Origin of the sequence: Pseudomonas sp. B21-012 (assembly GCF_024749305.1) — a bacterium.
GTDB lineage: Bacteria > Pseudomonadota > Gammaproteobacteria > Pseudomonadales > Pseudomonadaceae > Aquipseudomonas.
This window is the reverse complement of sequence record NZ_CP087197.1, coordinates 4514901-4537123: the sequence shown is the minus strand read 5'-3', so window position 1 is coordinate 4537123 and position 22223 is coordinate 4514901. Positions and strand designations below refer to the sequence as shown.

Annotated in this window: 23 protein-coding genes; 11 read left to right on the top strand and 12 right to left on the bottom strand. The window is 63.3% G+C overall.

Translation table 11 applies throughout. The annotated features are described in order from the left end of the window. Window positions 1-50: 50 nt before the first annotated feature. Entirely contained in the window at window positions 51-947 is an 897-nt protein-coding gene (locus LOY37_RS20715) for a LysR family transcriptional regulator (protein ID WP_258715626.1), read from the top strand. Window positions 948-1009: 62 nt separating this feature from the next. On the opposite strand, the gene LOY37_RS20710 is transcribed toward LOY37_RS20715, so the two are convergent. Then, entirely contained in the window at window positions 1010-2257 is a 1248-nt protein-coding gene (locus tag LOY37_RS20710; protein WP_045195614.1) for a ribonucleotide-diphosphate reductase subunit beta, read from the bottom strand. A 232-nt stretch (window positions 2258-2489) separates the two neighbouring features. Then, complete coding sequence (locus tag LOY37_RS20705; RefSeq protein WP_258715625.1) at window positions 2490-5378, bottom strand: ribonucleoside-diphosphate reductase subunit alpha; 2889 nt, start codon at window positions 5376-5378, stop codon at window positions 2490-2492. 768 nt (window positions 5379-6146) lie between these two features. On the opposite strand from LOY37_RS20705, the gene LOY37_RS20700 reads away from it, so the two are divergent. The 3 genes from LOY37_RS20700 to fhuF are packed head-to-tail and all read left to right on the top strand — an operon-like array spanning window position 6147 to window position 9015. Then, entirely contained in the window at window positions 6147-6869 is a 723-nt protein-coding gene (locus LOY37_RS20700) for a response regulator transcription factor (protein WP_045195610.1), read from the top strand. Then, entirely contained in the window at window positions 6866-8482 is a 1617-nt protein-coding gene (locus LOY37_RS20695) for an ATP-binding protein (RefSeq protein ID WP_045195608.1), read from the top strand. Before LOY37_RS20700 ends, LOY37_RS20695 begins: the two co-directional genes overlap by 4 nt. After that, the gene (gene fhuF, locus LOY37_RS20690) at window positions 8479-9015 is read left to right on the top strand and encodes a siderophore-iron reductase FhuF (protein ID WP_258715624.1); all 537 of its coding nucleotides are present in this window, start codon (window positions 8479-8481) and stop codon (window positions 9013-9015) included. The genes LOY37_RS20695 and fhuF overlap by 4 nt, the downstream gene beginning before the upstream one ends. 3 nt (window positions 9016-9018) lie before the next feature. On the opposite strand, the gene LOY37_RS20685 is transcribed toward fhuF, so the two are convergent. Together LOY37_RS20685 and LOY37_RS20680 are read right to left on the bottom strand one after the other, a co-directional pair. Next, window positions 9019-9720, bottom strand: coding sequence for a 4'-phosphopantetheinyl transferase (locus LOY37_RS20685; RefSeq protein WP_258715623.1), 702 nt, complete (start codon window positions 9718-9720; stop codon window positions 9019-9021). A gap of 117 nt (window positions 9721-9837) precedes the next feature. Further along, complete coding sequence (locus tag LOY37_RS20680; protein ID WP_258715622.1) at window positions 9838-10635, bottom strand: dienelactone hydrolase family protein; 798 nt, start codon at window positions 10633-10635, stop codon at window positions 9838-9840. A gap of 142 nt (window positions 10636-10777) precedes the next feature. Between LOY37_RS20680 and LOY37_RS20675 the strand changes: the two genes are divergently transcribed. The 4 genes from LOY37_RS20675 (at window position 10778) to LOY37_RS20660 (ending at window position 15118) form a co-directional block, all read left to right on the top strand. Then, window positions 10778-11380 (top strand): outer membrane protein, encoded by a 603-nt coding sequence (locus LOY37_RS20675; RefSeq protein ID WP_045195603.1) that lies wholly within the window; start codon window positions 10778-10780, stop codon window positions 11378-11380. A gap of 114 nt (window positions 11381-11494) precedes the next feature. Further along, complete coding sequence (locus tag LOY37_RS20670; protein WP_045195602.1) at window positions 11495-12172, top strand: response regulator; 678 nt, start codon at window positions 11495-11497, stop codon at window positions 12170-12172. After that, window positions 12169-13524, top strand: a complete 1356-nt coding sequence (locus tag LOY37_RS20665) for an ATP-binding protein (RefSeq protein WP_258607772.1) — start codon at window positions 12169-12171, stop codon at window positions 13522-13524. The genes LOY37_RS20670 and LOY37_RS20665 overlap by 4 nt, the downstream gene beginning before the upstream one ends. Before the next feature lie 271 nt (window positions 13525-13795). After that, on the top strand, window positions 13796-15118 hold the full coding sequence (locus LOY37_RS20660; protein ID WP_045195599.1) for a dicarboxylate/amino acid:cation symporter: 1323 nt from the start codon (window positions 13796-13798) through the stop codon (window positions 15116-15118). Between the two features lie 122 nt (window positions 15119-15240). Here the strand turns inward: LOY37_RS20660 and LOY37_RS20655 are convergent, their stop codons facing one another. Together LOY37_RS20655 and LOY37_RS20650 are read right to left on the bottom strand one after the other, a co-directional pair. Beyond that, the gene (locus tag LOY37_RS20655; protein WP_045195598.1) at window positions 15241-15735 is read right to left on the bottom strand and encodes a SprT family zinc-dependent metalloprotease; all 495 of its coding nucleotides are present in this window, start codon (window positions 15733-15735) and stop codon (window positions 15241-15243) included. 138 nt (window positions 15736-15873) lie between these two features. Then, window positions 15874-16473: a Yip1 family protein gene (locus tag LOY37_RS20650; RefSeq protein WP_093380265.1), complete on the bottom strand. Its 600-nt coding sequence runs from the start codon at window positions 16471-16473 to the stop codon at window positions 15874-15876. A gap of 267 nt (window positions 16474-16740) precedes the next feature. Between LOY37_RS20650 and ttcA the strand changes: the two genes are divergently transcribed. Next, a complete protein-coding gene (gene ttcA, locus LOY37_RS20645; RefSeq protein WP_038993896.1) occupies window positions 16741-17565 on the top strand; it encodes a tRNA 2-thiocytidine(32) synthetase TtcA in 825 nt (274 codons plus the stop codon). Between the two features lie 5 nt (window positions 17566-17570). After that, window positions 17571-18242, top strand: a complete 672-nt coding sequence (locus LOY37_RS20640) for a DNA-3-methyladenine glycosylase I (RefSeq protein ID WP_258715621.1) — start codon at window positions 17571-17573, stop codon at window positions 18240-18242. 97 nt (window positions 18243-18339) lie between these two features. Here the strand turns inward: LOY37_RS20640 and LOY37_RS20635 are convergent, their stop codons facing one another. Genes LOY37_RS20635 through arsC form a run of 3 tightly spaced genes read right to left on the bottom strand, consistent with a single transcriptional unit; the run spans window position 18340 to window position 19704 of the window. After that, window positions 18340-18756 carry a DUF2069 domain-containing protein gene (locus LOY37_RS20635; protein ID WP_093380269.1) on the bottom strand — a complete coding sequence of 139 codons (417 nt, stop codon included), beginning with the start codon at window positions 18754-18756 and terminating at the stop codon, window positions 18340-18342. After that, entirely contained in the window at window positions 18749-19354 is a 606-nt protein-coding gene (gene wrbA / locus LOY37_RS20630) for an NAD(P)H:quinone oxidoreductase (protein ID WP_093380271.1), read from the bottom strand. The genes LOY37_RS20635 and wrbA overlap by 8 nt, the downstream gene beginning before the upstream one ends. Further along, entirely contained in the window at window positions 19351-19704 is a 354-nt protein-coding gene (gene arsC / locus LOY37_RS20625; RefSeq protein WP_093380273.1) for an arsenate reductase (glutaredoxin), read from the bottom strand. Before arsC ends, wrbA begins: the two co-directional genes overlap by 4 nt. Window positions 19705-19790: 86 nt before the next feature. Between arsC and LOY37_RS20620 the strand changes: the two genes are divergently transcribed. Then, a complete protein-coding gene (locus LOY37_RS20620; RefSeq protein ID WP_093380276.1) occupies window positions 19791-20255 on the top strand; it encodes a TlpA disulfide reductase family protein in 465 nt (154 codons plus the stop codon). 106 nt (window positions 20256-20361) lie between these two features. On the opposite strand, the gene LOY37_RS20615 is transcribed toward LOY37_RS20620, so the two are convergent. The 3 genes from LOY37_RS20615 to LOY37_RS20605 are packed head-to-tail and all read right to left on the bottom strand — an operon-like array spanning window position 20362 to window position 22221. Then, window positions 20362-20766, bottom strand: coding sequence for an META domain-containing protein (locus tag LOY37_RS20615; RefSeq protein WP_408980531.1), 405 nt, complete (start codon window positions 20764-20766; stop codon window positions 20362-20364). Beyond that, the gene (locus LOY37_RS20610; protein ID WP_258715620.1) at window positions 20763-21200 is read right to left on the bottom strand and encodes a hypothetical protein; all 438 of its coding nucleotides are present in this window, start codon (window positions 21198-21200) and stop codon (window positions 20763-20765) included. The genes LOY37_RS20615 and LOY37_RS20610 overlap by 4 nt, the downstream gene beginning before the upstream one ends. 31 nt (window positions 21201-21231) lie before the next feature. Further along, the gene (locus LOY37_RS20605; protein ID WP_258715619.1) at window positions 21232-22221 is read right to left on the bottom strand and encodes a 2-hydroxyacid dehydrogenase; all 990 of its coding nucleotides are present in this window, start codon (window positions 22219-22221) and stop codon (window positions 21232-21234) included. Window positions 22222-22223: the final 2 nt, after the last annotated feature.

Sequence of the window (22223 nt, the reverse complement as noted above, 5' to 3'; positions counted from 1 at the left end):
CAGTAGATAAATTACCAAGTTGTATCGAGTGTCGTTACCAGGAGTGTTGAATGATGGATCGCCTGACCAGCATGGGCGCCTTTGTAATGGCCGCTGAAGAGGGGTCCTACGCCAGTGCGGCGCAGCGTCTGGGCATGTCGCCGCAGATGGTGGCCAAGCATGTAGCCGCCCTGGAGCATCGCCTGGGCGCGCGCCTGCTCAACCGTACAACTCGACGGCAAAGCCTGACCGAGCTTGGCAGCGCCTATTACGAGCGCTGCAAGCATATCCTCAGCGAGGCGCAGGCGGCCGACTCCCTGGCGCAGGTCATGAATGATACGCCGCGGGGCAAACTGAAGGTCAGTGCGCCAGTTACCTTTGGCTCCTACAGCCTGATGCCAATGGTGACCGACTTTCTACGCCAGTACCCGCAGGTCGAAATTGACCTGCACCTGACCGACCGTTTCGTCGACCTGGTCGAGGAGGGCTTCGAAGTGGCATTTCGCATCGGCCCCCTGGGCACTTCCAGCCTCACCGCCAGGCCCCTGGCACCTTACCGCCTGGTGACCTGCGCTTCACCGCGCTACCTGACCGCCCACGGCATCCCACGAACGCCAGCCGATCTCGAACAGCACGAATGCCTGGGCTACGCCTACTGGTCGCGCCCAGCCGACCGTGAATGGCAATTCGTCCAGGGCGATACGCTGCACAAGGTGCAGGTCACCAGCCGTTTGCAGGTCAACGAGAGCAGGGCGCTGATGTCAGCGGCGCTGGATGGCTTCGGCATTGTGCTGGGGCCGGAAGACTTTCTGCGCCCGGCGCTGCAAAGTGGCGAGCTGGTGCGGGTGCTGGCGGACTACCAGCCACCGAGCCGGCAGATGCATTTGCTCTATACGGCAAGCCGTCAGCGCACGGCCAAGCTTCGGTGCTTTGTCGAGACTGTACTTGGGCGTTTCGCTGAGGCTTGAGCAGGACAAATAAAAAAGGCCGCCTAGCGGCAGCCTTTTGTTGTCGAACATGAACGTGGAAATCAATCCCAGCTCAACGCCCCGCCAGTCTGATACTCGATAACCCGCGTCTCGAAGAAGTTCTTCTCTTTCTTCAAGTCCATGATCTCGCTCATCCATGGGAACGGGTTGGTGGTACCTGGGTACTCTTCCTTCAGGCCGATCTGCGACAGGCGACGGTTGGCGATGAACTTGAGGTAGTCCTCCATCATCGCTGCGTTCATGCCCAGCACGCCGCGCGGCATGGTGTCGCGGGCGTATTCGATTTCCAGCTGGGTGCCCTGCAGGATCATCTGCGAGGCTTCTTCCTTCATTTCGGCATCCCACAGGTGCGGGTTTTCGATCTTGATCTGGTTGATCACGTCGATACCGAAGTTCAGGTGCATGGACTCGTCACGCAGGATGTACTGGAACTGTTCGGCAACGCCAGTCATCTTGTTGCGACGACCCATGGACAGGATCTGGGTGAAGCCGCAGTAGAAGAAGATGCCTTCCAGGACGCAGTAGTAGGCGATCAGGTTGCGCAGCAGCTCTTTGTCGGTCTCGACGGTGCCGGTGTTGAACTCAGGGTCGGAGATCGCGCGGGTGTAGCTCAGGCCCCAGGCGGCTTTTTTAGCGACCGACGGGATCTCGTGGTACATGTTGAAGATCTCGCCTTCATCCATGCCCAGCGACTCGATGCAGTACTGGTAGGCGTGGGTATGGATCGCCTCTTCGAAGGCCTGGCGCAGGATGTACTGGCGGCACTCGGGGTTGGTGATCAGGCGGTACACGGCCAGGGCCAGGTTGTTGGCAACCAGGGAGTCGGCGGTGGAGAAGAAGCCCAGGTTGCGCATGACGATACGACGCTCGTCATCGGTCAGGCCTTCCGGGTTTTTCCACAGGGCGATGTCCGCGGTCATGTTGACCTCTTGCGGCATCCAGTGGTTGGCGCAGCCGTCCAGGTACTTCTGCCAGGCCCAGTCGTATTTGAACGGTACCAGCTGGTTGAGGTCGGCGCGGCAGTTGATCATGCGCTTTTCATCAACCGCGACGCGGGCAGCAGAACCTTCCAGCTCAGCCAGGCCTTCGGCGATGTCGAGTTTGTCCAGGGCAGCCTTGGCGCGTTTGACCGCTTCGGAGTCGTCGGCAGTCACGGCGCGCGCTTCCAGGGCAGCAACACCGCCAGCGTTATCGAGCTTGTCGATGCCTGCGGCAGCAGCTTGAGTGGCGGTAGTGCCTTTGGCGGCTTCTTCGCCTTCGTCTTTATCGAATTCGTCCCAGCTCAGCATGGTGGGTCTCCTGCTTGAGGGCCATATCAGTATGGCCGGTGGATCTTGGTTGCGGTGCTTGCGGTTGGGTACTGCGGTGCACGCAAAAACTTGGAATGCTTCCCCGGGCTGAGGCCCTCGGGGGAGGTCGGGGTGGCCCCGACCTTGTTGTTCGGCGCTTTGGAAAGGGGGCGGCAGGGCCGGCCCTTTCGCGGGTCAAGCCCGCTCCTACAGGGAGCGGGCCTTCAGGCGCTTATTGGCAGGCTTCGCAATCCGGCTCGTCGATCGCGCAGGCCTTTGGTACCGGAGCAGGGCCGGCTGGCGCTGCTTGTACCGGGGCGCTGTCGCCACCGCTGGAGACGGCGTTGAGCTTGCCGGTGTTGATGGTCGACTTCTCGGTGCTGGTCGCGGCCAGGGCACGGAGGTAGTAGGTGGTTTTCAGGCCACGGTACCAGGCCATGCGGTAGGTCACGTCGAGCTTCTTGCCCGAAGCGCCGGCGATGTACAGGTTCAGCGACTGGGCCTGGTCGATCCACTTCTGGCGACGGGAGGCGGCATCGACGATCCACTTGGTTTCCACTTCGAAGGCGGTCGCGTAGAGGTCTTTGAGCTCTTGCGGAATGCGCTCGATCTGCTGCACCGAACCGTCGTAGTACTTCAGGTCGTTGATCATGACCGAGTCCCACAGGCCGCGGGCCTTGAGGTCGCGAACCAGGTACGGGTTGATCACGGTGAATTCGCCCGAGAGGTTCGATTTCACGTACAGGTTCTGGTAGGTCGGCTCGATGGACTGCGATACGCCGGTGATGTTGGCGATGGTCGCGGTCGGCGCGATGGCCATGATGTTCGAGTTACGAATACCTTTTTGTACGCGGGCACGCACCGGCGCCCAGTCCAGGGTTTCGTTCAGGTCGACGTCGATGTACTTCTGGCCACGGGCTTCGATCAGGATCTGTTGCGAATCCAGCGGCAGGATGCCTTTGGACCACAGCGAGCCCTGGAAGGTCTCGTAGGCGCCACGCTCGTCGGCCAGGTCGCAGGACGCCTGGATGGCGAAGTAGCTGACCGCTTCCATCGACTTGTCGGCGAACTCGACGGCAGCGTCGGAGCCGTAAGGGATGTGCTGCAGGTACAGCGCGTCCTGGAAGCCCATGATGCCCAGGCCGACCGGACGGTGCTTGAAGTTCGAGTTACGCGCTTGTGGCACCGAGTAGTAGTTGATGTCGATCACGTTGTCGAGCATGCGCACGGCGGTGTTGACGGTGCGCTGCAGCTTGGTGGTGTCCAGCTTGCCATCGACAATGTGGTTCGGCAGGTTGATCGAGCCCAGGTTGCAGACCGCGATCTCGTCCTTGTTGGTGTTCAGGGTGATCTCGGTGCACAGGTTCGAGCTGTGCACCACGCCCACGTGCTGCTGCGGCGAACGCAGGTTGCACGGGTCCTTGAAGGTCAGCCATGGGTGGCCGGTCTCGAACAGCATCGAGAGCATCTTGCGCCACAGGTCTTTGGCCTGGATGGTCTTGAACACCTTGATCTTGTTGTACTCGGTCAGGGCTTCGTAGTACTCGTAGCGCTCTTCGAAGGCCTTGCCGGTCAGGTCGTGCAGGTCTGGCACTTCCGATGGCGAGAACAGGGTCCACTTGCCGTCATCGAAGACGCGCTTCATGAACAGGTCAGGGATCCAGTTGGCGGTGTTCATGTCGTGGGTACGACGACGGTCATCACCGGTGTTCTTGCGCAGCTCGATGAATTCTTCGATGTCCAGGTGCCAGGTTTCCAGGTAGGCACAGACAGCGCCCTTGCGCTTGCCACCCTGGTTAACGGCGACGGCGGTGTCGTTGACCACTTTCAGGAACGGCACGACGCCCTGGGATTTACCGTTGGTGCCCTTGATGTAGGAGCCCAGTGCACGCACAGGGGTCCAGTCGTTGCCCAGGCCACCGGCGAATTTCGACAGCATGGCGTTGTCGTGGATCGCGTGGTAGATGCCCGACAGGTCGTCCGGCACGGTGGTCAGGTAGCAGCTCGACAGCTGCGGGCGCAGGGTACCGGCGTTGAACAGGGTCGGGGTCGAGGCCATGTAGTCGAAGGACGACAACAGGTTGTAGAACTCGATGGCACGGGCTTCTTTGTCTTTCTCTTCCAGCGCCAGGCCCATGGCCACGCGCATGAAGAACACCTGAGGCAGCTCGAAGCGTACGCCATCCTTGTGGATGAAGTAGCGGTCGTACAGGGTCTGCAGGCCCAGGTAGGTGAACTGCTGGTCGCGCTCGTGGTTGATCGCCTTGCCCAGTTTGTCGAGGTCGAAGTCGGCCAGCGCAGGGTTGAGCAGTTCGAACTCGACACCCTTGGCGATGTAGGCAGGCAGGGCCTTGGCGTACAGCTCGGCCATTTCGTGGTGGGTGGCGCTCTCGGCGACTTCGAGGAAGCCCAGGCCTTCGGCGCGCAGGGTGTCCATCAGCAGGCGGGCGGTCACGAACGAGTAGTTCGGCTCGCGCTCGACCAGGGTACGGGCGGTCATCACCAGGGCGGTGTTGACGTCGGTGAGGGCCACGCCGTCGTAGAGGTTCTTCAGGGTTTCGCGCTGGATCAGGTCGCCATCGACTTCGGCCAGGCCTTCGCAGGCTTCGCTGATGATGGTGTTCAGGCGGTTCATGTCCAGTGGCGCCAGGCTGCCGTCGGCGCGGGTGATGCGGATGCTCGGGTGCGGCTGCACGCCGGCGTCTTCGGCGTGGCCACGGGTGGCACGCTCCTTGGCACGCTGGTCGCGGTAGATCACGTAGTCACGGGCGACTTTCTGTTCGCCGGCACGCATCAGGGCCAGTTCGACCTGGTCCTGGATTTCTTCGATGTGGATGGTGCCGCCCGAAGGCATGCGACGCTTGAAGGTCGCGGTGACTTGTTCGGTCAGGCGGGCAACGGTGTCGTGGATGCGCGACGAGGCGGCGGCGGTGCCGCCTTCAACTGCGAGGAACGCTTTGGTGATGGCCACGGTGATCTTGTCATCGGTGTAGGCGACGACAGTGCCGTTACGCTTGATCACGCGCAGTTGGCCCGGAGCGGTGGCAGCCAGATCCTGGTTCGAATCAGCGGCCTGCGGCGCCTTGGCCTGCGGGTTCTCGCGAGTTGTGTCGGTTTGCATGGGTGTCTCCACGTTCTCTAAGTATGTTTAGGCGCTTTGTGAGCGCCAACCGTTCCGTCCGAAAGCCCAACAACCGACCTTGAGGGCGCGCAGGAACGAGCGTTCCGGCATGCCGCACAGGTCGGGCATACTCACTTCGGGACAGTTCAGGAATTAGGGCAAATGCTTGCCGCTCCCTGGCCGAAGTCAAAGGTCTTGAATCTACGACTCAAAACTGTTGCTGTCGGGTGTGCCGATGGCTTGCAACACCCGTACCCGAAACAACACCCTCCAAGGGTTTGCAACGGAAGCCTGCGCAGGAGCGGTTTGGCTGCTGATCTCTTCTAAAGTTCCAGCAAAAAATCTAGCCGTTGAGGGCTTGAGTTCTCTGCTTGACTTGTGCTTGGGATTTTCAGAAAACCCCAAGATGTAGTGTTTTGTTTCGCTTGGGATACAAGATAATGCGGTCTTGGGGGTAATGCAAGGTCGCGGTCTGTGGATAACTTGTGCGTATTTTGTGAGTGATTTCACTCAACCCCTTGTAGGCCGCGTCTTAGCGCGCAATGACCGCCCGTCACCGATTTTTTCGCGGGGCAAAGGGTCGCAGGCGGATTTTGCGGGCGCGAACCCTATCACAAAAAATCGGCTTGTCCGAGCGCCTTGCCCACTGGTTTTTTACTGCGGGTAACGGCGGTTGGCAGGCGCCGGTGCCCGACGTAGTATCCGGGGCCAATGTTGCCTTTTGGTGATCTGGGCACTCTTTATAACAACAAGCTGTTGAGGTGAGCCGTGGAGCAGAGCAGTCGGGTATTGATCGTCGAGGATGACCAGCGGCTGGCTGACCTGACCCGTGAATACCTGCAGGCCAATGGCTTTGTCGTGGACGTGGAGGGCGATGGCGCCCGGGCGGCGGCGCGGATCATCGCCGAGCAGCCCGACCTGGTGATCCTCGACCTGATGCTGCCTGGCGAGGACGGCCTGAGTATCTGCCGCAAGGTGCGCAAGCAGTACCCCGGGCCGATCCTGATGCTGACCGCGCGCAGCGACGACCTCGACCAGGTCCAGGGCCTGGACCTGGGTGCCGACGACTACGTGTGCAAGCCGGTGCGCCCACGCCTGCTGCTGGCACGCATCAACGCCCTGCTGCGGCGCAGCGAGGCTGCGGCCGAGCCGCAAGTACCGCAAGCTTTGCAGTTCGGCCCGTTGCGGGTCGATAACACCTTGCGCGAGGCCTGGCTGTACGACAGCGGCATCGAACTGACCAGCGCCGAGTTCGACCTTTTATGGTTGCTGGTAAGCAACGCCGGGCGCACCTTGTCGCGCGAGGAGATATTCACCTCCCTGCGCGGCGTCGGCTATGACGGCCAGGACCGCTCCATTGATGTGCGTATTTCGCGCATCCGCCCGAAAATAGGCGACGACCCGGAGCACCCACGGATGATCAAGACCATCCGCAGCAAAGGCTACCTGTTCGTTCGTGAAGCGGCCCAAGCCATGGGCCAGGTGCCATGAACTCGATCTTTTTGCGCATCTATGGCGGCATGCTCGCCGCCCTGGTGCTGGTGGCGGTGCTTGGCGTGCTCAGCCTGCACCTGCTCAACGAGGTGCGCGCCGGCCAGTACCGCGAACGCCTGGCCCACGGCACCTTTACCCTGATGGCTGACAACCTGGCGCCGCTGGATGCTGTCGAGCGCAAGCGCGCGCTGTTGATCTGGGAGCGCCTGCTGGGGATTCCCCTGGAGTTGCAGGCGCTGAGCAGTACTGCGCTGGACGGTAGCCAGCGCAGCGGCTTGCAGCGTGGGCAGGTACTGGTCGAGAAGACCGGCCCGCACGCGGCCAAGGTGCTGCGCCAGGTCGGTGATCAGGATTTGCTGCTGGTCGGTGAAGTGCAGCAGATCAGCGAGCAACTGGCCCGCGCCACTATTTATCTGCTCGCCGATGAACTGGTGCGCTACCCGGTGGCCGAGCAGCCCCAGCGCCTGGCCGCCCTCAAGCAGAGCAAGGGTTTTGGCTTCGACCTGCGCCTGCAGCGGGTCAATCAGACCGACATGGACGAAGACCAGCGCCGGCGCATCGATGAAGGCGACACGGTGATGGCCCTGGGCAAGGACGGTGACTCGATCCGCGTGTTCGCCGGCCTGGTCGGCACGCCCTGGGTACTGGAAATCGGCCCGCTGTACCAGATGAACCCCTATCCGCCGCAGTTGCTGGTACTGATTGCGGTGCTGGGCCTGTGCCTGATCGGCCTGATCGTCTACCTGTTGGTGCGCCAGCTGGAGCGGCGCCTGTCGGGGCTTGAGGCCGCGGCAACGCTGATCGCCCAGGGCAGCCTGGAAACCCGCGTGGCGGCCGACGACGCCGACTCGGTCGGGCGCCTGGCCGCAGCGTTCAATGGCATGGCCGAACACCTGCAGCGCTCGCTGACCATCCAGCGCGAGCTGGTGCGGGCGGTGTCTCACGAGCTGCGCACGCCGGTTGCGCGCTTGCGCTTTGGCCTGGAGATGATCGCCAGCGCCAGTAATGACCAGGCCCGGGACAAGTACCTGACCGGCATGGACGGCGATATCCAGGACCTCGACAAGCTGGTCGATGAGATGCTCACCTACGCGCGCCTGGAGCAGGGCGCGCCGGCCCTGCATTTCCAGCGCGTCGACCTGGATGCCTTGCTCGACCAGGTGATCGCTGAGCTGGCGCCGCTGCGCCGCGAGGTGCGGGTGCTGCGCGGTCCCTGCCAGGGCGGCGAGAAGGGCCCGGACGGGCAGGGGCCGTGGGTCGAGGCCGAGCCGCGCTACCTGCACCGGGCGCTGCAGAACCTGGTCAGCAATGCCATGCGCCACGCCGAATCACAGGTCAGCCTCAGCTATCAGCTGGGCCTGCAACGTTGCCGGATCGATGTCGAGGACGATGGCCCCGGCGTGCCGGAAAGCGTCTGGGAGCGCATCTTCACCCCCTTCACCCGCCTCGACGACAGCCGCACGCGTGCCTCTGGCGGGCATGGCCTGGGCTTGTCGATCGTGCGGCGGATCATTTACTGGCATGGCGGGCGGGCGTCTGTGGGGCGCAGTGAGCGCTTGGGCGGCGCCTGCTTCAGCCTCAACTGGCCGCGCAACCAGGACGGCGCATGAGTTCGCCGATCGCCCTGCAGGCGTTGCTCGACGAAGCCCGCTTCGATGCCTTGCTGCTGGCATTGTATGGCCCCGAACTGATGCCAGCGCAGCGGCCGGTGCTGGTCTCGCAGTGGTCCAAGTACTACTTCGCGCTGGTCTGGCGGACGTTGCGCGAGGGTGCAAGCCTGGCGGCTTTCAGCCAGACATCGCTGCTGCTGGATGAGCGCGGCTTGCCGCTTGCGCTGATCGCCGACGGCGCCCCCTGCCAGGACCTGCTGGCTGAGCATCTGCAACCGCTGGTTGCGCGCCTGGCCGAGCGGGGCGCGCTGGCAACGGCGGTGTTGTGGGGCAATGCCGGTGATTGCCTGGATCAACTGCTGCAAGGCAGTGGCGACAGCTCAGGCTTGCAGGTGCTGCTGTCAACGCCCGGCAGCCCTTTGTATGCCGCCGTCAGCCAGGATGCTCGAGGACAGCGTCGGCGCCGCACCTGCTGCCTGAGTTACAAGGTCGACTGGGTCGGGCATTGCGAGCATTGCCCGTTGCTGCCCTGAAACTCAGACGCTGACCAGGCTCAACAGCTGGTCATCCTGCAGGCAGAACTGCCCCTCGAGCTCTCGGCCGTGGTGCCAGTGCGCCGACAGGTCGGTCAGCAGGCGCAGGCGCGCATGGCCGTCTGCGGACCACTCCAGCACTTCGGCATGCTCGAAATAGAAGCGCTGCTTGACGATCGGGTAGAGCGCCTTGAACAGGCTTTCTTTCAGCGAGAAGGTCAGGGTCACGGTCAGGCCCACCTGGCTGGGGTCCATACGCTGCAGTTCGGCGTCGGTAAGAATCTCCCGGGCCAGGCGTTCGGCGCGCTCGTCGCTGAGCAGGCATTCCTGGTCCAGGCCCAGGCCCTGGCAATCGCTGCTGCGCGCCACCACAGCGGCGGCCCAGCCTTTGCCGTGGGTGATCGAGCCGCAGATGCCGGCCGGCCAGATCGGCGCGCGGTCTTCATCGGTGCCGGGGACATAGTCGCGGCCATCGAGCTGCATCAAGGCGGCGCGGGCACACACCCGGCCGGCCAGGTACTCGGCCTGGCGCTTGGCCACCGAGCGTTGCAGGCTGGCGGTTTGCTCGATACCGGCGCGAGCGAAGTCGTCGCTGGCAAGCAGGGCGGGGTCGAACGGGCAACTGACCAGGATAGCGCCGGAGACCGGACGCGGCAGGGGCCAGTGGTGCAGGAGCGGGGCGCAGCAGGTGGGCAGTCGGTTCATGACCGGTATTGTGCCGTGGCTGCTGCCAACGTGTCACGGTGTAGGAGCGGGCTTGCCCCGCGCTAGCGGCGGGTCTGTCACACCGCTATCGCGGGGCAAGCCCGCTCCTGCCGGGGGTCAACCTTTAGTGAAGATCTTCTTGAAGAACGCCTGCAGATCCGCCCACGAGCTTTCATCCGCCGCCTTGTTGTAGCCAATATCCGGCCCGCCATGCTCGCCATGGCTGAGGCGGTCGGCATCGGGGTTGGTAAAGCCGTGCTTGGCCCCGGGAATGCTGACGAACTCATAGGTCGCCCCGGCTGCGTCCATTTCTTCCTTGAATTTCTCCACCTGCTCCGCGGTCACCATGCTGTCGCTGGCGCCATGCTCTACCAGCACTTTGGCCTTGACGCTGCCCGCTGTCGCCGGCGTGTTGGTGACCAGCGCACCATGGAAGCTGGCCACCCCGGCCAGCGCTTCACCACGGCGCGCGGCGTCGAGCACCACCTTGCCGCCGAAACAGTAGCCGATGGCGGCGATCTGCTTTTTATCGGTCTGTGGCTGAAGCTTGAGCAGTTCAACCCCGGCATCGAAGCGCTCGGCTGCCGCGCTCGGGTCTTTCAGCGCGGCAGCCATGAACGCCTGGGCATCGGCCGGGTGCTCGGTGTGCTTGCCGTCGCCATACATGTCGATGGCCAGGGCGCTGTAGCCAAGCCCGGCAAGGTCGCGGGCGCGGCGCTTGGCATAGTCGTTGAGCCCCCACCATTCATGCACTACCACCACGCCCGGGCGTTTGCCCTCGGCGGCGTCGTCGTAGGCGTAATAGCCGACCAGGCGCTTGCCATCGGCATCCTGGTAGGGAATCTCACGGGTTTGCACCGCCGCCTGGGCCAGGCTGGCGGCACCGATCAGGGCCAGAGCGAGCAGACAACGCATGGTCGTACTCCTTGATTGCAGTCGGTTTTGCTCTCAGTGCAGCTGTTCAGCCGAGGTTCAGCCAGGGTTCAGCGGCGGTTCAGGAGGGCTTGCTTACTCTAGCTTCCACACCAACACAGTGCATCACCTGGAGTACCACACGATGAAAAAGCTCAACACCCTGCTGCTCACCGTTGCTTTCCTTGGCGCCAGCGCCGCCGCCCAGGCCGCTGACACCACCTTCGCCGGCGTCACTTATGGTCAGACCAGCGACAAGATGAAAAAGTCCGGCCTGTTGACCCGCAACACTGATCACCTGAACACCGACGGCATCATCAGCAAGGACAGCACCTACGGCATCCGCGTCGGCCAGATGAACGACCAGGGCCGCTACTACCTGACTTATGACAACGTCTCCAACGACCACAGCGGCCTGAAAGTACGCCAGGAAAACCTCCTGGGCAGCTACGACATGTTCTACCCGCTGGGCAACACCACCAAGCTGTTCGGTGGCGCCAGCGCCGGCCTGACCAAGATGAGCATGGAGTCCTCCGGCTACAGCCGCGACACCGACACCGGTTACGCCATCGGCCTGCAAGCCGGCGTGCTGCAGCAAGTCAGCGACAATGCCTCGGTTGAACTGGGCTACCGTTACCTGCGCAGCAACGCCAGCACCGAGTTGTCCGAACATGACGGTCCGAAAGTCGGCAGCCTGCGCCTGAACAGCAGCGCCCAGACCTACCTGTCGGCCAACTACGCGTTCTAAGTCGCCTGGCGATGTCCGAACCGGCCTGCATGCGCACGGCCGGTTCGCTGTTATTCTGCATTCGTCTACAAAATTGACTGGCCAATGAAGGCCGGCACGGGTCTGGAGGAGCGTATGAAACTGCTGGTGGTCGAGGATGAGGCACTCTTGCGTCATCACTTGTACAGCCGCTTGACGGAAAGCGGGCATGTGGTCGAAGCGGTGGCCGATGCCGAGGAGGCCCTGTACCAGGCCGAGCAGTTCAACCATGACCTGGCGGTGATCGACCTGGGCCTGCCGGGCATGAGCGGGCTCGACCTGATCCGCCAATTGCGTTCCCAGGGCAAGAGTTTCCCGATCCTGATCCTCACCGCCCGTGGCAACTGGCAGGACAAGGTCGAAGGCCTGGCCGCCGGCGCCGACGACTACGTGGTCAAACCCTTTCAGTTCGAAGAACTCGAAGCCCGTCTCAACGCCTTGCTGCGCCGCTCCAGCGGCTTTACCCAGTCGACCATCGCTGCCGGTCCGCTGGTGCTCGACCTCAATCGCAAACAGGCCACCCTCGACGAACAACCCCTGGCGCTGACTGCCTATGAATACCGCATCCTCGAGTACCTGATGCGGCATCACCAGCAGGTGGTGGCCAAGGACCGCCTGATGGAGCAGCTGTACCCGGACGATGACGAGCGCGACCCGAATGTCATAGAGGTGCTGGTCGGCCGCCTGCGGCGCAAGCTTGAGGGCAGCAACGGCTTCAAGCCGATCGATACCGTGCGCGGCCTGGGTTATCTGTTCACCGAGCGTTGCCGATGATCCGTTCGTTACGCCTGCGCTTGATGCTGGCGGCTGCGGTGCTGGCGCTGCTGTTCATGCTCGGCTTGCTGCCGGCCTTGCAGAAGGCCTTCAGCCTGGCCTTACAGGAATCGATCGAGCAGCGCCTGGCCTCGGACGTCACTACCTTGATTTCCGCCGCGCGCATCGAGAAAGGCAACCTGCAGATGCCGGTGCTGTTACCCGACGAGAAATTCAACCTGCCCGACAGCCGCCTGCTCGGCTACATCTACGACCGCCAGGGCAACCTGGTGTGGCGCTCACGGGCCACGGCGGATGAGAACATCAACTACACCCCGCGCTACGACGGGCGCGGCAACGAGTTTGCGCGGATTCGCCAGGACAACGGCGAGGAGTTCTTCGTCTACGACGTCGAGGTTAAGCTGCTTGGCGGCAAGACCGCCGCCTTCAGCATCGTCGCCCTGCAACCGGTGCGTGAATACCAGCACACCCTCGACGGGCTGCGCGAAAAACTCTACCTGGGCTTTGGCGCGGCGTTGCTGGCGTTGCTGGTGCTGCTCTGGGCCGGCCTGACCTGGGGCCTGCGTTCGCTGCGGCAGATGAGCCGCGAGCTTGATGATGTCGAATCCGGTGCCCGCGAAGGCCTGAGCGGTGAGCACCCGCGGGAGTTGCTGCGCCTGACCGATTCGCTCAACCGCCTGCTGCGCAGCGAACGCGAGCAGCGCCGGCGCTATCGGGATTCGCTCGGCGACCTGGCCCACAGCCTGAAAACCCCGTTGACCGTGCTCCAGGGCGTCAGTGAGAGCATGGCCCAGCGCCGCGAAGACCGTGAGCAGGCGCGGGTACTGCAAAGCCAGATCGAGCGCATGAGCCAGCAGATCGACTACCAGTTGCAGCGCGCCAGCCTGCGCAAGAGCGGCCTGGTGCGCCACCAGGTGCAGTTGCGACCATTGCTCGACAGCCTGTGCAGCACCCTGGCCAAGGTCTACCGCGACAAACATGTGCACATCAGCGTGGACGTGCCGGCCAACGCCATGGTGCCCATGGAGCAGGGCGCCTTGCTCGAGCTGCTCGGCAACCTGCTGGAGAACGCCTACCGCCTGTGCCTGGGCCAGGTACGCATCAGCCTGCAAGCCACCGCCGTACAGGTGGTGCTGTGCATCGAGGACGACGGCCCGGGCGTGCCGCCCGACCAGCGCGAACGCATCCTCCAGCGTGGCGAGCGCCTCGACCGGCAGAACCCGGGGCAGGGCATTGGCCTGGCGGTGGTCAAGGACATCATCGAAAGCTACGACGCCACCCTGACCCTCGATGACTCGCCGCTGGGCGGTGCGGCCTTTCGCATCCGTTTTGAGCTGGAGCGAAATACCTAGGCGGATTACCGCCATCATTGTCACAAACCTTTGCATGGCGTGCGGAAATCCGCCAACCCCAGCCCCTCGACCTGCAACCTCTTTGTGCATCGCAGCCCCGTAAAACCGGGGCTTGCACCGTTAAAGCGCATTTTGGCATCGGGCTTGCTATGGACTCATCAGAGTTCTGCCAGGCAGCTCGACACAACAAATCCCTCCAGTGCAGGAGGGTTCGCGCTTTAGGTACCCCGCATCCTGGGAAGGATGAGCCGGTACCCTTGAGGAATTAGCCATGACGACGCGTCAGCCACTGTACAAATCGCTGTATATCCAGGTGTTAGTAGCGATCACCATCGGTATCCTGCTGGGCCATTACTACCCTGAAACCGGCGTGGCCCTGAAGCCACTGGGTGACGGGTTCGTCAAACTGATCAAAATGGTCATCGCCCCGATCATCTTCTGTACCGTGGTCAGCGGCATCGCCGGCATGCAGAACATGAAATCGGTCGGCAAGACCGGTGGCTACGCGCTGCTCTACTTCGAAATTGTCTCGACCATCGCCCTGATCATCGGCCTGGTGGTGGTCAACGTGGTCAAGCCTGGCGCCGGCATGCACATCGATGTCAGCACCCTCAACGCCAGCAGCGTGGCCGCTTACGCCGCCGCCGGCGCGCAGCAGACCACCGTCGGCTTCCTGCTCAACATCATCCCCAACACCGTGGTAGGCGCCTTCGCCAACGGCGACATCCTGCAAGTGCTGATGTTCTCGGTGATCTTCGGCTTCGCCCTGCATCGCCTGGGTGCCTACGGCAAGCCGCTGCTGGACCTGATCGACCGCTTCGCCCATGTCATGTTCAACATCATCAACATGATCATGAAGCTGGCGCCGGTCGGTGCCTTCGGTGCCATGGCCTTCACCATCGGCCAGTACGGCGTCGGTTCGCTGGTGCAACTGGGCCAGCTGATGATCTGCTTCTACGTCACCTGCGTGCTGTTCATCCTGGTGGTGCTCGGCGGTATCGCCCGCGCCCACGGTTTCAGCATCCTCAAGCTGATCCGCTACATCCGTGAAGAGCTGATGATCGTCCTCGGTACCTCCTCTTCGGAGTCGGCGCTGCCACGCATGCTGACCAAGATGGAGCGTCTGGGCGCGAAGAAATCCGTGGTTGGCCTGGTGATCCCGACCGGCTACTCGTTCAACCTCGACGGCACCTCGATCTACCTGACCATGGCCGCGGTGTTCATCGCCCAGGCCACCGACACCACCATGGACATTACTCACCAGATCACCCTGCTGCTGGTGCTGCTGGTGGCTTCCAAAGGTGCTGCCGGCGTTACCGGTAGTGGCTTCATCGTCCTCGCCGCAACCCTGTCGGCCGTTGGCCACCTGCCGGTTGCCGGCCTGGCGCTGATCCTTGGCATCGACCGCTTCATGTCCGAAGCCCGCGCCCTGACCAACCTGATCGGCAACGCTGTGGCCACCGTGGTCGTGGCCAAGTGGGTCAAGGAACTGGACGAAGACAAGCTGCACGCCGAGTTGGCGTCCGGCGGCTCGCCGCTGACCGACACCCGCCCGATGGATGACCTCGGTGTGGCTGAAGGCCCTGCTCGCTAACAGGCAGGCTGCGTAGCGCAAAAAGCCCATCTTCGGATGGGCTTTTTTGTGTGTGCGGGGGCTTCATCGCGGGGCAAGCCCGCTCCTGCAGATGGGGGGGAGCGGACTTGCCCCGCGATGCTTTATTCCACCCGGGTCTCGCCGCTATACACCAGGGTATGGCGGCAGCGCCGGCACAGGTAGCGCCGCCCCTGGCGCACCAGGCTGTGGCGTTGCGCCGAGAACGGGAAGTCGCTGCCAGCGCACGGGCAGCGGTAGATGTAGCGGGTGACCGTGCGGCGCTTGACCGCGTAGTTGTGGCAGCGGTGTGGCGGCAGCTCGTACACGCCGCGCATGATCAGCTGCCATTCCTCGCCATGGGGCTGAATACGCTCGCCAAACAGTTGGTGGGCCACCAGGTGGGCGACCTCGTGGGGTACGGTCTGCTTGAGGAAGTCTTCGCTGTTTTCGCGGTACAGCTGCAGGTTGAAGCGCAGCAGGTTCTCGTGCAGGTGCGCGACGCCGGCCTTCTGGCCGCGCAGCTTGAAGCTGACTTCGGGGCGCGGGAAGGGCCGTTTGAAAAAGGTTTCGGCTTGCTGGTAACAGGTTTCGACGCGGGATTTGAGCAGTTCGGGCATATCGGGGAACACTCCTGGCCGACAATTATGCCGCAACCGCGGCGGCGCTGCCGAGCCACCTGTCAGTGCACAGTATCAGGCCGCCTTGCGGCGGCCTGATGGTGAGTGCACCTATGTTGCTGTTTCTAATAATTCAGGTCAGTTGGTGTAGACGGGCCCCACGCCCAGTCCCCAGACAATCACGGTGAAGGCCATGATGGCGACCAGCACCACCAGCCCTACCGCCAGTACCGAACTCGAGAACAGAAAGCCCTCATCGGAAGGAATGTTCATGAAGGTCGGCAAGCCGACATACAGCAGGTACACCGTGTAGCACACCGCTGCGGTGCCGACGATCATGCCCAGCCACAGGTGCGGGTACAGCGCCGCCAGGCCGCCGACGAACAGGGGCGTCGCGGTGTAGGTGGCAAAGGCGATGCAGCGCGCCAGGCTTGGGTTGGCATCGTAGGTGCGGGCCATCCAGTGGATGAACGCGCCCATCACCGCCACGCCGCCGAGCATGGCCAGGTAGGACATGATGGTCATCCACAGCGCGCTTTCCTGGGTCAGCATGACCGGTGCGCGATCGCCGATGACCCAGCCGACCTGGGTGGTGCCGATAAACGCCGAAACCGCCGGGATCGCGGCGAGGATCAGCGTGTGGGTCAGGTACATGTGGCTGATGCTTTCTTCTTCACCGCGTATTTCTTTCCATTCCTGATCGGGATGGGTAAATAGCCCAACAACGTGATGGATCATGCCGGTCACTCCTTTCGTTGTTGCCATCGCCCCCCAGCGGAGCGCTTGCGGCCCCAAGTCTGGGCCAGAGGTTGGAGGTCACCTTTGTGTGGCCTTATGTCGCAGTATAGGAAGGCGTTCGCCGCATAAAGCCAGCTTTTTAGAGCAAATCGCGCTGTCAGGGCCGTGCTTAAGCACGATGCAGTCTTTATCGGATTGGCCTACGCCCACTGGCGGTTTAAGGGTAAAATGCTCGGCTTTTGTCACACCTCGCGGATTCCAAGCGCTATGGGCACCCTTTCGGTCAACCAGAACAAACTGCAAAAACGCCTGCGTCGTCTCGCCGGCGAAGCCATCACCGACTTCAACATGATCGAAGACGGTGACAAGGTCATGGTCTGCCTGTCCGGCGGCAAAGACAGCTACACCATGCTCGATGTTCTGCTGCACCTGCAGAAAGTGGCGCCGATCAAGTTCGACATCGTCGCGGTGAACATGGACCAGAAGCAGCCGGGCTTTCCCGAGCACGTGCTGCCGGCCTACCTCGAGGCCCTTGGCGTCGAGTATCACATCGTCGAGAAAGACACCTACTCGGTGGTCAAGGAACTGATCCCGGAGGGCAAGACCACCTGCTCGCTGTGCTCGCGCCTGCGTCGCGGCACCCTGTACACCTTCGCCGATGAAATCGGTGCGACCAAGATGGCCCTGGGGCATCACCGCGACGACATCGTCGAGACCTTCTTCCTCAACATGTTCTTCAACGGCACCCTCAAGGCCATGCCGCCCAAGCTGCGTGCCGACGACGGGCGCAACGTGGTAATCCGCCCGCTGGCCTACTGCAGCGAGAAGGACATCCAGGCCTACTCGGACATGAAGGAATTCCCGATCATCCCGTGCAACCTCTGCGGCTCCCAGGAAAACCTGCAGCGCCAGGTGGTCAAGGACATGCTGGTGGAGTGGGAGCGCAAGACCCCGGGGCGTACCGAGAACATCTTCCGTGGCCTGCAGAACGTGGTGCCGTCGCAGCTGGCTGACCGCAACCTGTTCGACTTCACCAGCCTGAAGATCGACGAAACCGCCACCCCGCGCTTTGTCGACGTGCTGAACATCTGACGGCCATGCGCGATTACCAATGGCTGCATGAGTATTGCCTGAACCGCTTCGGCTCGGCCGCCGCCCTCGAAGCGCACCTGCCCCAGGCGAAAAGCCCTGAGCAGTTGCGTGAGATCGGCGCCGACCGCTACCTGTCGACCCTGGCCCTGCGGGTGTTTCGCGCCGGCTTGAAGCACAGCCTGGTGGACGCCAAGTGGCCGGCCTTCGAGCAGGTATTCTTCGGTTTCGACCCGCAAAAGGTCGTGCTGATGGGGGCCGAGCACCTGGAGCGGCTGATGCAGGACACGCGCATCATCCGCCACCTGGGCAAGCTCAAGAGCGTGCCGCGCAATGCGCAGATGATCCTCGACATCGAGAAGCAGCACGGCAGCTTTGGCGCGTTCATTGCCGACTGGCCGGTGACCGACATCGTCGGCCTGTGGAAGTACCTGGCCAAGCATGGCAACCAGCTGGGCGGGCTGTCGGCGCCGCGTTTCTTGCGCATGTGCGGCAAGGACACCTTCATCCCCACCAATGACATGGCCGCGGCGCTGATTGCCCAGGACATCATCGACAAGCCGCCGACCAGCCAGCGCGACCTGGCCCTGGTGCAGGAAGCCTTCAACCAGTGGCATGCGCAGAGCGGGCGGTCGCTGTGTCAGCTGTCGGTGATGCTGGCGCACACCGTCAATCACTGAAATCGCTGGTGCCGCCATCGCTGGCAAGCCAACTCCCGCAAAACCCTGTGGGAGCGGCGATGCGGCGACCCGACTTGCCCCGCGATGAACTCACCGCCTAGTGCGAACCTTCTCCGGCCAACCGCCGCTCATACTGAAAGCGCCAGCGCACATACAGCAAGGCACTGACGAACAGCGCCAGGCTGATCGCCACTTCCAGCCAGCCGAACAGCGCCCGCGCCGGGTCGAAGGCGGCGAGCACGCCCTTGATGAAGTACAGATTGACCACAAAGCAGGTCCAGGCATGGGCGCGGGCGTTGCCCAGCAGCATGCCCGGCAGCAGCAGGGCCAGCGGCACCAGCTCGATCGCCAGGATCACCCCGACCCGCGCACCATGAAGGTCGGCGAACAGCAGGTTGTTCAGGGTCAGCAGGGCGACCAGGCCGAAAAAGCTCGCCAGGCTCAGCGCCCGGGTCAGGCGCAGGCGCGGCGCCAGCCATTCGAGCGACGGCAATACCTTGGGCTTTTTAGCCACGGCCGTTCTCCAGTAGTTTGGCGGTAGACGCCAGACGCTGGCCCAGGGCGCGGCACAGGGCGATTTCGTCGGCATCCAGATCGCGCTTGCCGTCGGCGCCGGCATGGTGGCTGGCGCCATAGGGCGTACCGCCGCCACGGGTTTCCAGCAGTGCCGACTCGCTGTAGGGCAGGCCCATGATCAGCATGCCGTGGTGCATCAGCGGCAATAGCATCGACAGCAGGGTCGATTCCTGGCCGCCGTGCAGGCTGGCGGTGGAGGTGAACGCCGCCGCTGGCTTGCCGACCAGGCCGCCGCTCAGCCACAGGCTGCTGGTGCCGTCGATGAAGTACTTGAGCGGTGCGGCCATGTTGCCAAAGCGCGTCGGGCTGCCCAGGGCCAGGCCCGAGCAGTGGCGCAGGTCGTCGAGGCTGGCATACAGGGCGCCGGTGTCGGGGATGTCCGGGGCGACGGCTTCGCACTCGGTGGAAATCGCCGGTACCGTGCGGATACGTGCTTCAAGGCCGGCCATCTCGACGCCGCGGGCAATCTGCCGGGCCATCTCGCTGGTCGAGCCGTGGCGGCTGTAGAACAGGATCAGGATATACGGCGCGCTCACGGCAGGATCTCCAGCACCTTCTCTGGTGGCCGGCCGATCGCGGCTTTATCGCCGGCAATCAGGATCGGTCGCTCGATCAGCTTCGGGTGCTGGACCATGGCCTCGATCAACTGCGCCTCGCTGAGGCTGGCATCGGCCAGGTTGAGCGTCTTGTATTCGTCTTCACCGCTGCGCAGCAGCTGGCGGGCACTGATGCCAAGCTTGCCGAGCAGGGCCTTGAGCTCGCCGGCGGTCGGCGGGGTTTCCAGGTAGCGCACCACGGTCGGGGCCAGGCCGCGGGCTTCGAGCAGCTCCAGGGCGCCACGGGATTTGGAGCAGCGCGGATTGTGATAGAGGGTCAGGTCAGTCATGTTCGGGTCGCATCCAGCAGGGTGTGGCGGCTATTCTAACCGCAGCGACTTCGCATTTTGCTTGAATCTTCGAGAAGGATTGACCCATGACAAGGCGTTTGGCAGCAGCACTGGCCATCACCGCGAGCCTGTTGCTCGGCGGTTGCGGTGCAGATTACGGCCTGGACCAGCACGGCCAGGCAGTGAAAGCCGAGCAGATTGAAGGGCACTGGCTGGTGCTCAACTACTGGGCGGAATGGTGCGGCCCGTGCCGTATCGAAATTCCCGAACTCAACGCCGCGGCCAAGCAATGGCAGGGGCAGGGCGTGCAGGTAGTGGGGGTGAACTTCGACGGCCTGCAGGGTGAAGACCTGAAAAAGGCCAGCGAAGCCCTGGGTATCGGCTTCACCGTACTGGCCAGCGACCCGGCCGAGCGTTACCAATTGCCGCGCAGCGAAGCCTTGCCGGTGACCTACATCATCGATGACAAGGGCAAGGTGCGTGAGCAGTTGCTGGGCGAGCAGACGCTTGAGGGCCTGAACCAGAAGATCAAGGCGCTCAAAGGCGCATGACAGCAGCTTCAAGCTACAAGCTACAAGCTTCAAGCTGCAAGATAGAGCAGGACCGTGCACAGTCTGCTCCTACTTGCGGCTTGAAGCTTGTAGCTTGCCGCTTAAGTCAACCCTCCTCAGGCCAGAAACGCAGCGGCTTGCCCTCGGCGGGCCAGAAGCGCACTTGCTCGATCGGCGAGATATCCCAGCGCTGCACGGTTTCCAGCGCCTGCAGGAAGCGTTTTTCCTGCTCCATCAGCGCCGGCGCACACAGCTTGCGGGTACTGCCGACCTTGCCGAAGCTCAGCTTGTCGCCTTCCAGCTGGTACGGCGCGAACCAGTGGTTGCAGCCGCCGTTGCCATAGGCGCGGCCGTCGGCAGCCAGGGTCAGGGTCAGGTGGCTGTAGTCCATCAGCGGACGCTCGCCAATCCATTCCAGCAGGTAGCTGCGTTCCTGTTCCAGCTTCATCGGCTCGGCGGCGCAACCCAGCAGGGCAGTGCCGATCAGGGCTGAGAGCAACAGCGTTTTCACTGGGCCGTCTCCTTGCATTTCGGGCACAGGTGTTTGTCGCCGCGGCTGGTCCAGCCAAGCTCGGCGATGCGTGCGCTGGCGGCCGGTTGCTGGGCTTTTTTACCCAGTTTGGCGTCGACCGCGAATTCGAAGCTCAGGGCGGCCTGGCAGCTGTCGCAGTTGACCTCCCAGGTGTGGATCGCCAGTTCGCCGAACACCGGGCCGCTGGCTACCGCGACCCATTGGCCGGTCGGGTTGATCAAGTGGCGCACCGACTCCACGGTCAGGCGCATGGACAAGTCCTTGCTGCCCTTGAGGGTCACCAGCAGAACGTCGTTCTTCTGGATCGAGCCGCCGTTGCCGGTCACTTGATAGCGACCTGGCACCAGGGCGCGGCACTCGATCAGGGTGTGTTGCGGGTTAAACAGGGTGTAGCGGAAATCGTGTTCGACCATGGGTCCTCCAAATCTGCCGCGTATCCTAGCATCAACCCTCGACCAAGTTCTGCGGATTGCCTGCCGCCCAGCGGCTTATGTTGTCCAGGGTGGTGGCGGCGATGGCCGCCAGCGCTTCACGGGTGAGGAAGGCCTGGTGGGCGGTGACGATGACATTGGGGAAAGTCAGCAGCCGCGCCAGCACGTCGTCCTGCAAGGGCAGGTCGGAGCGGTCTTCGAAGAACAGCTGGGCTTCCTCTTCATAGACATCCAGGCCCAGGTAGCCGAGCTGGCCGCTTTTCAGTGCCTCGATCAGCGCCGGCGTGTCGACCAGGGCGCCGCGGCCGGTATTGATCAGCATGGCCCCGGGTTGCAGGTCGGCCAGGCTCTGGGCGTTGATCAAGTGGCGGGTGTCGTCGGTCAGCGGGCAGTGCAGGCTGATGACCTGGGCCTGGCGCAGCAGCTGCGGCAGGCTCAGGTAGCGCGCACCGAGCGCCAGCAGTTCGGGGTTGGGGTAGGGGTCGTAGGCCAGCAACTGGCAACCGAAACCGGCCATGATCCGCGCAAAGGCCGCGCCGATCTGCCCGGTACCGACCACGCCGACGGTCTTGCCGTGCAGGTCGAAGCCGGTCAGGCCGTGCAAGGTGAAGTCGCCTTCGCGGGTGCGGTTGTAGGCCCGGTGCAGGCGCCGGTTGAGCGCCAGGATCAGCGCCACCGCATGCTCGGCCACGGCATGTGGTGAGTAGGCCGGCACCCGTACCACGGCCAGGCCCAGGCGTTTGGCGGCGGCCAGGTCGACGTGGTTGTAGCCGGCCGAGCGCAGGGCGATCAGGCGCGTGCCAGCGGCCGCCAGGCGCTCCAGTACCGCAGCGCCAAGGTCGTCATTGATGAAGGCGCAGACCACTTCGTGGCCGGCCGCCAGCGGCGCGGTGTCTTCGGTAAGGCGCGCCGGTTGAAAGTGCAGCTCAACCTCCGGCGCCGGTGAAGCGCTGGTGAAGCTGTCCTGGTCGTAGGTCTGGCTGCTGAAAAACAATACGCGCATGG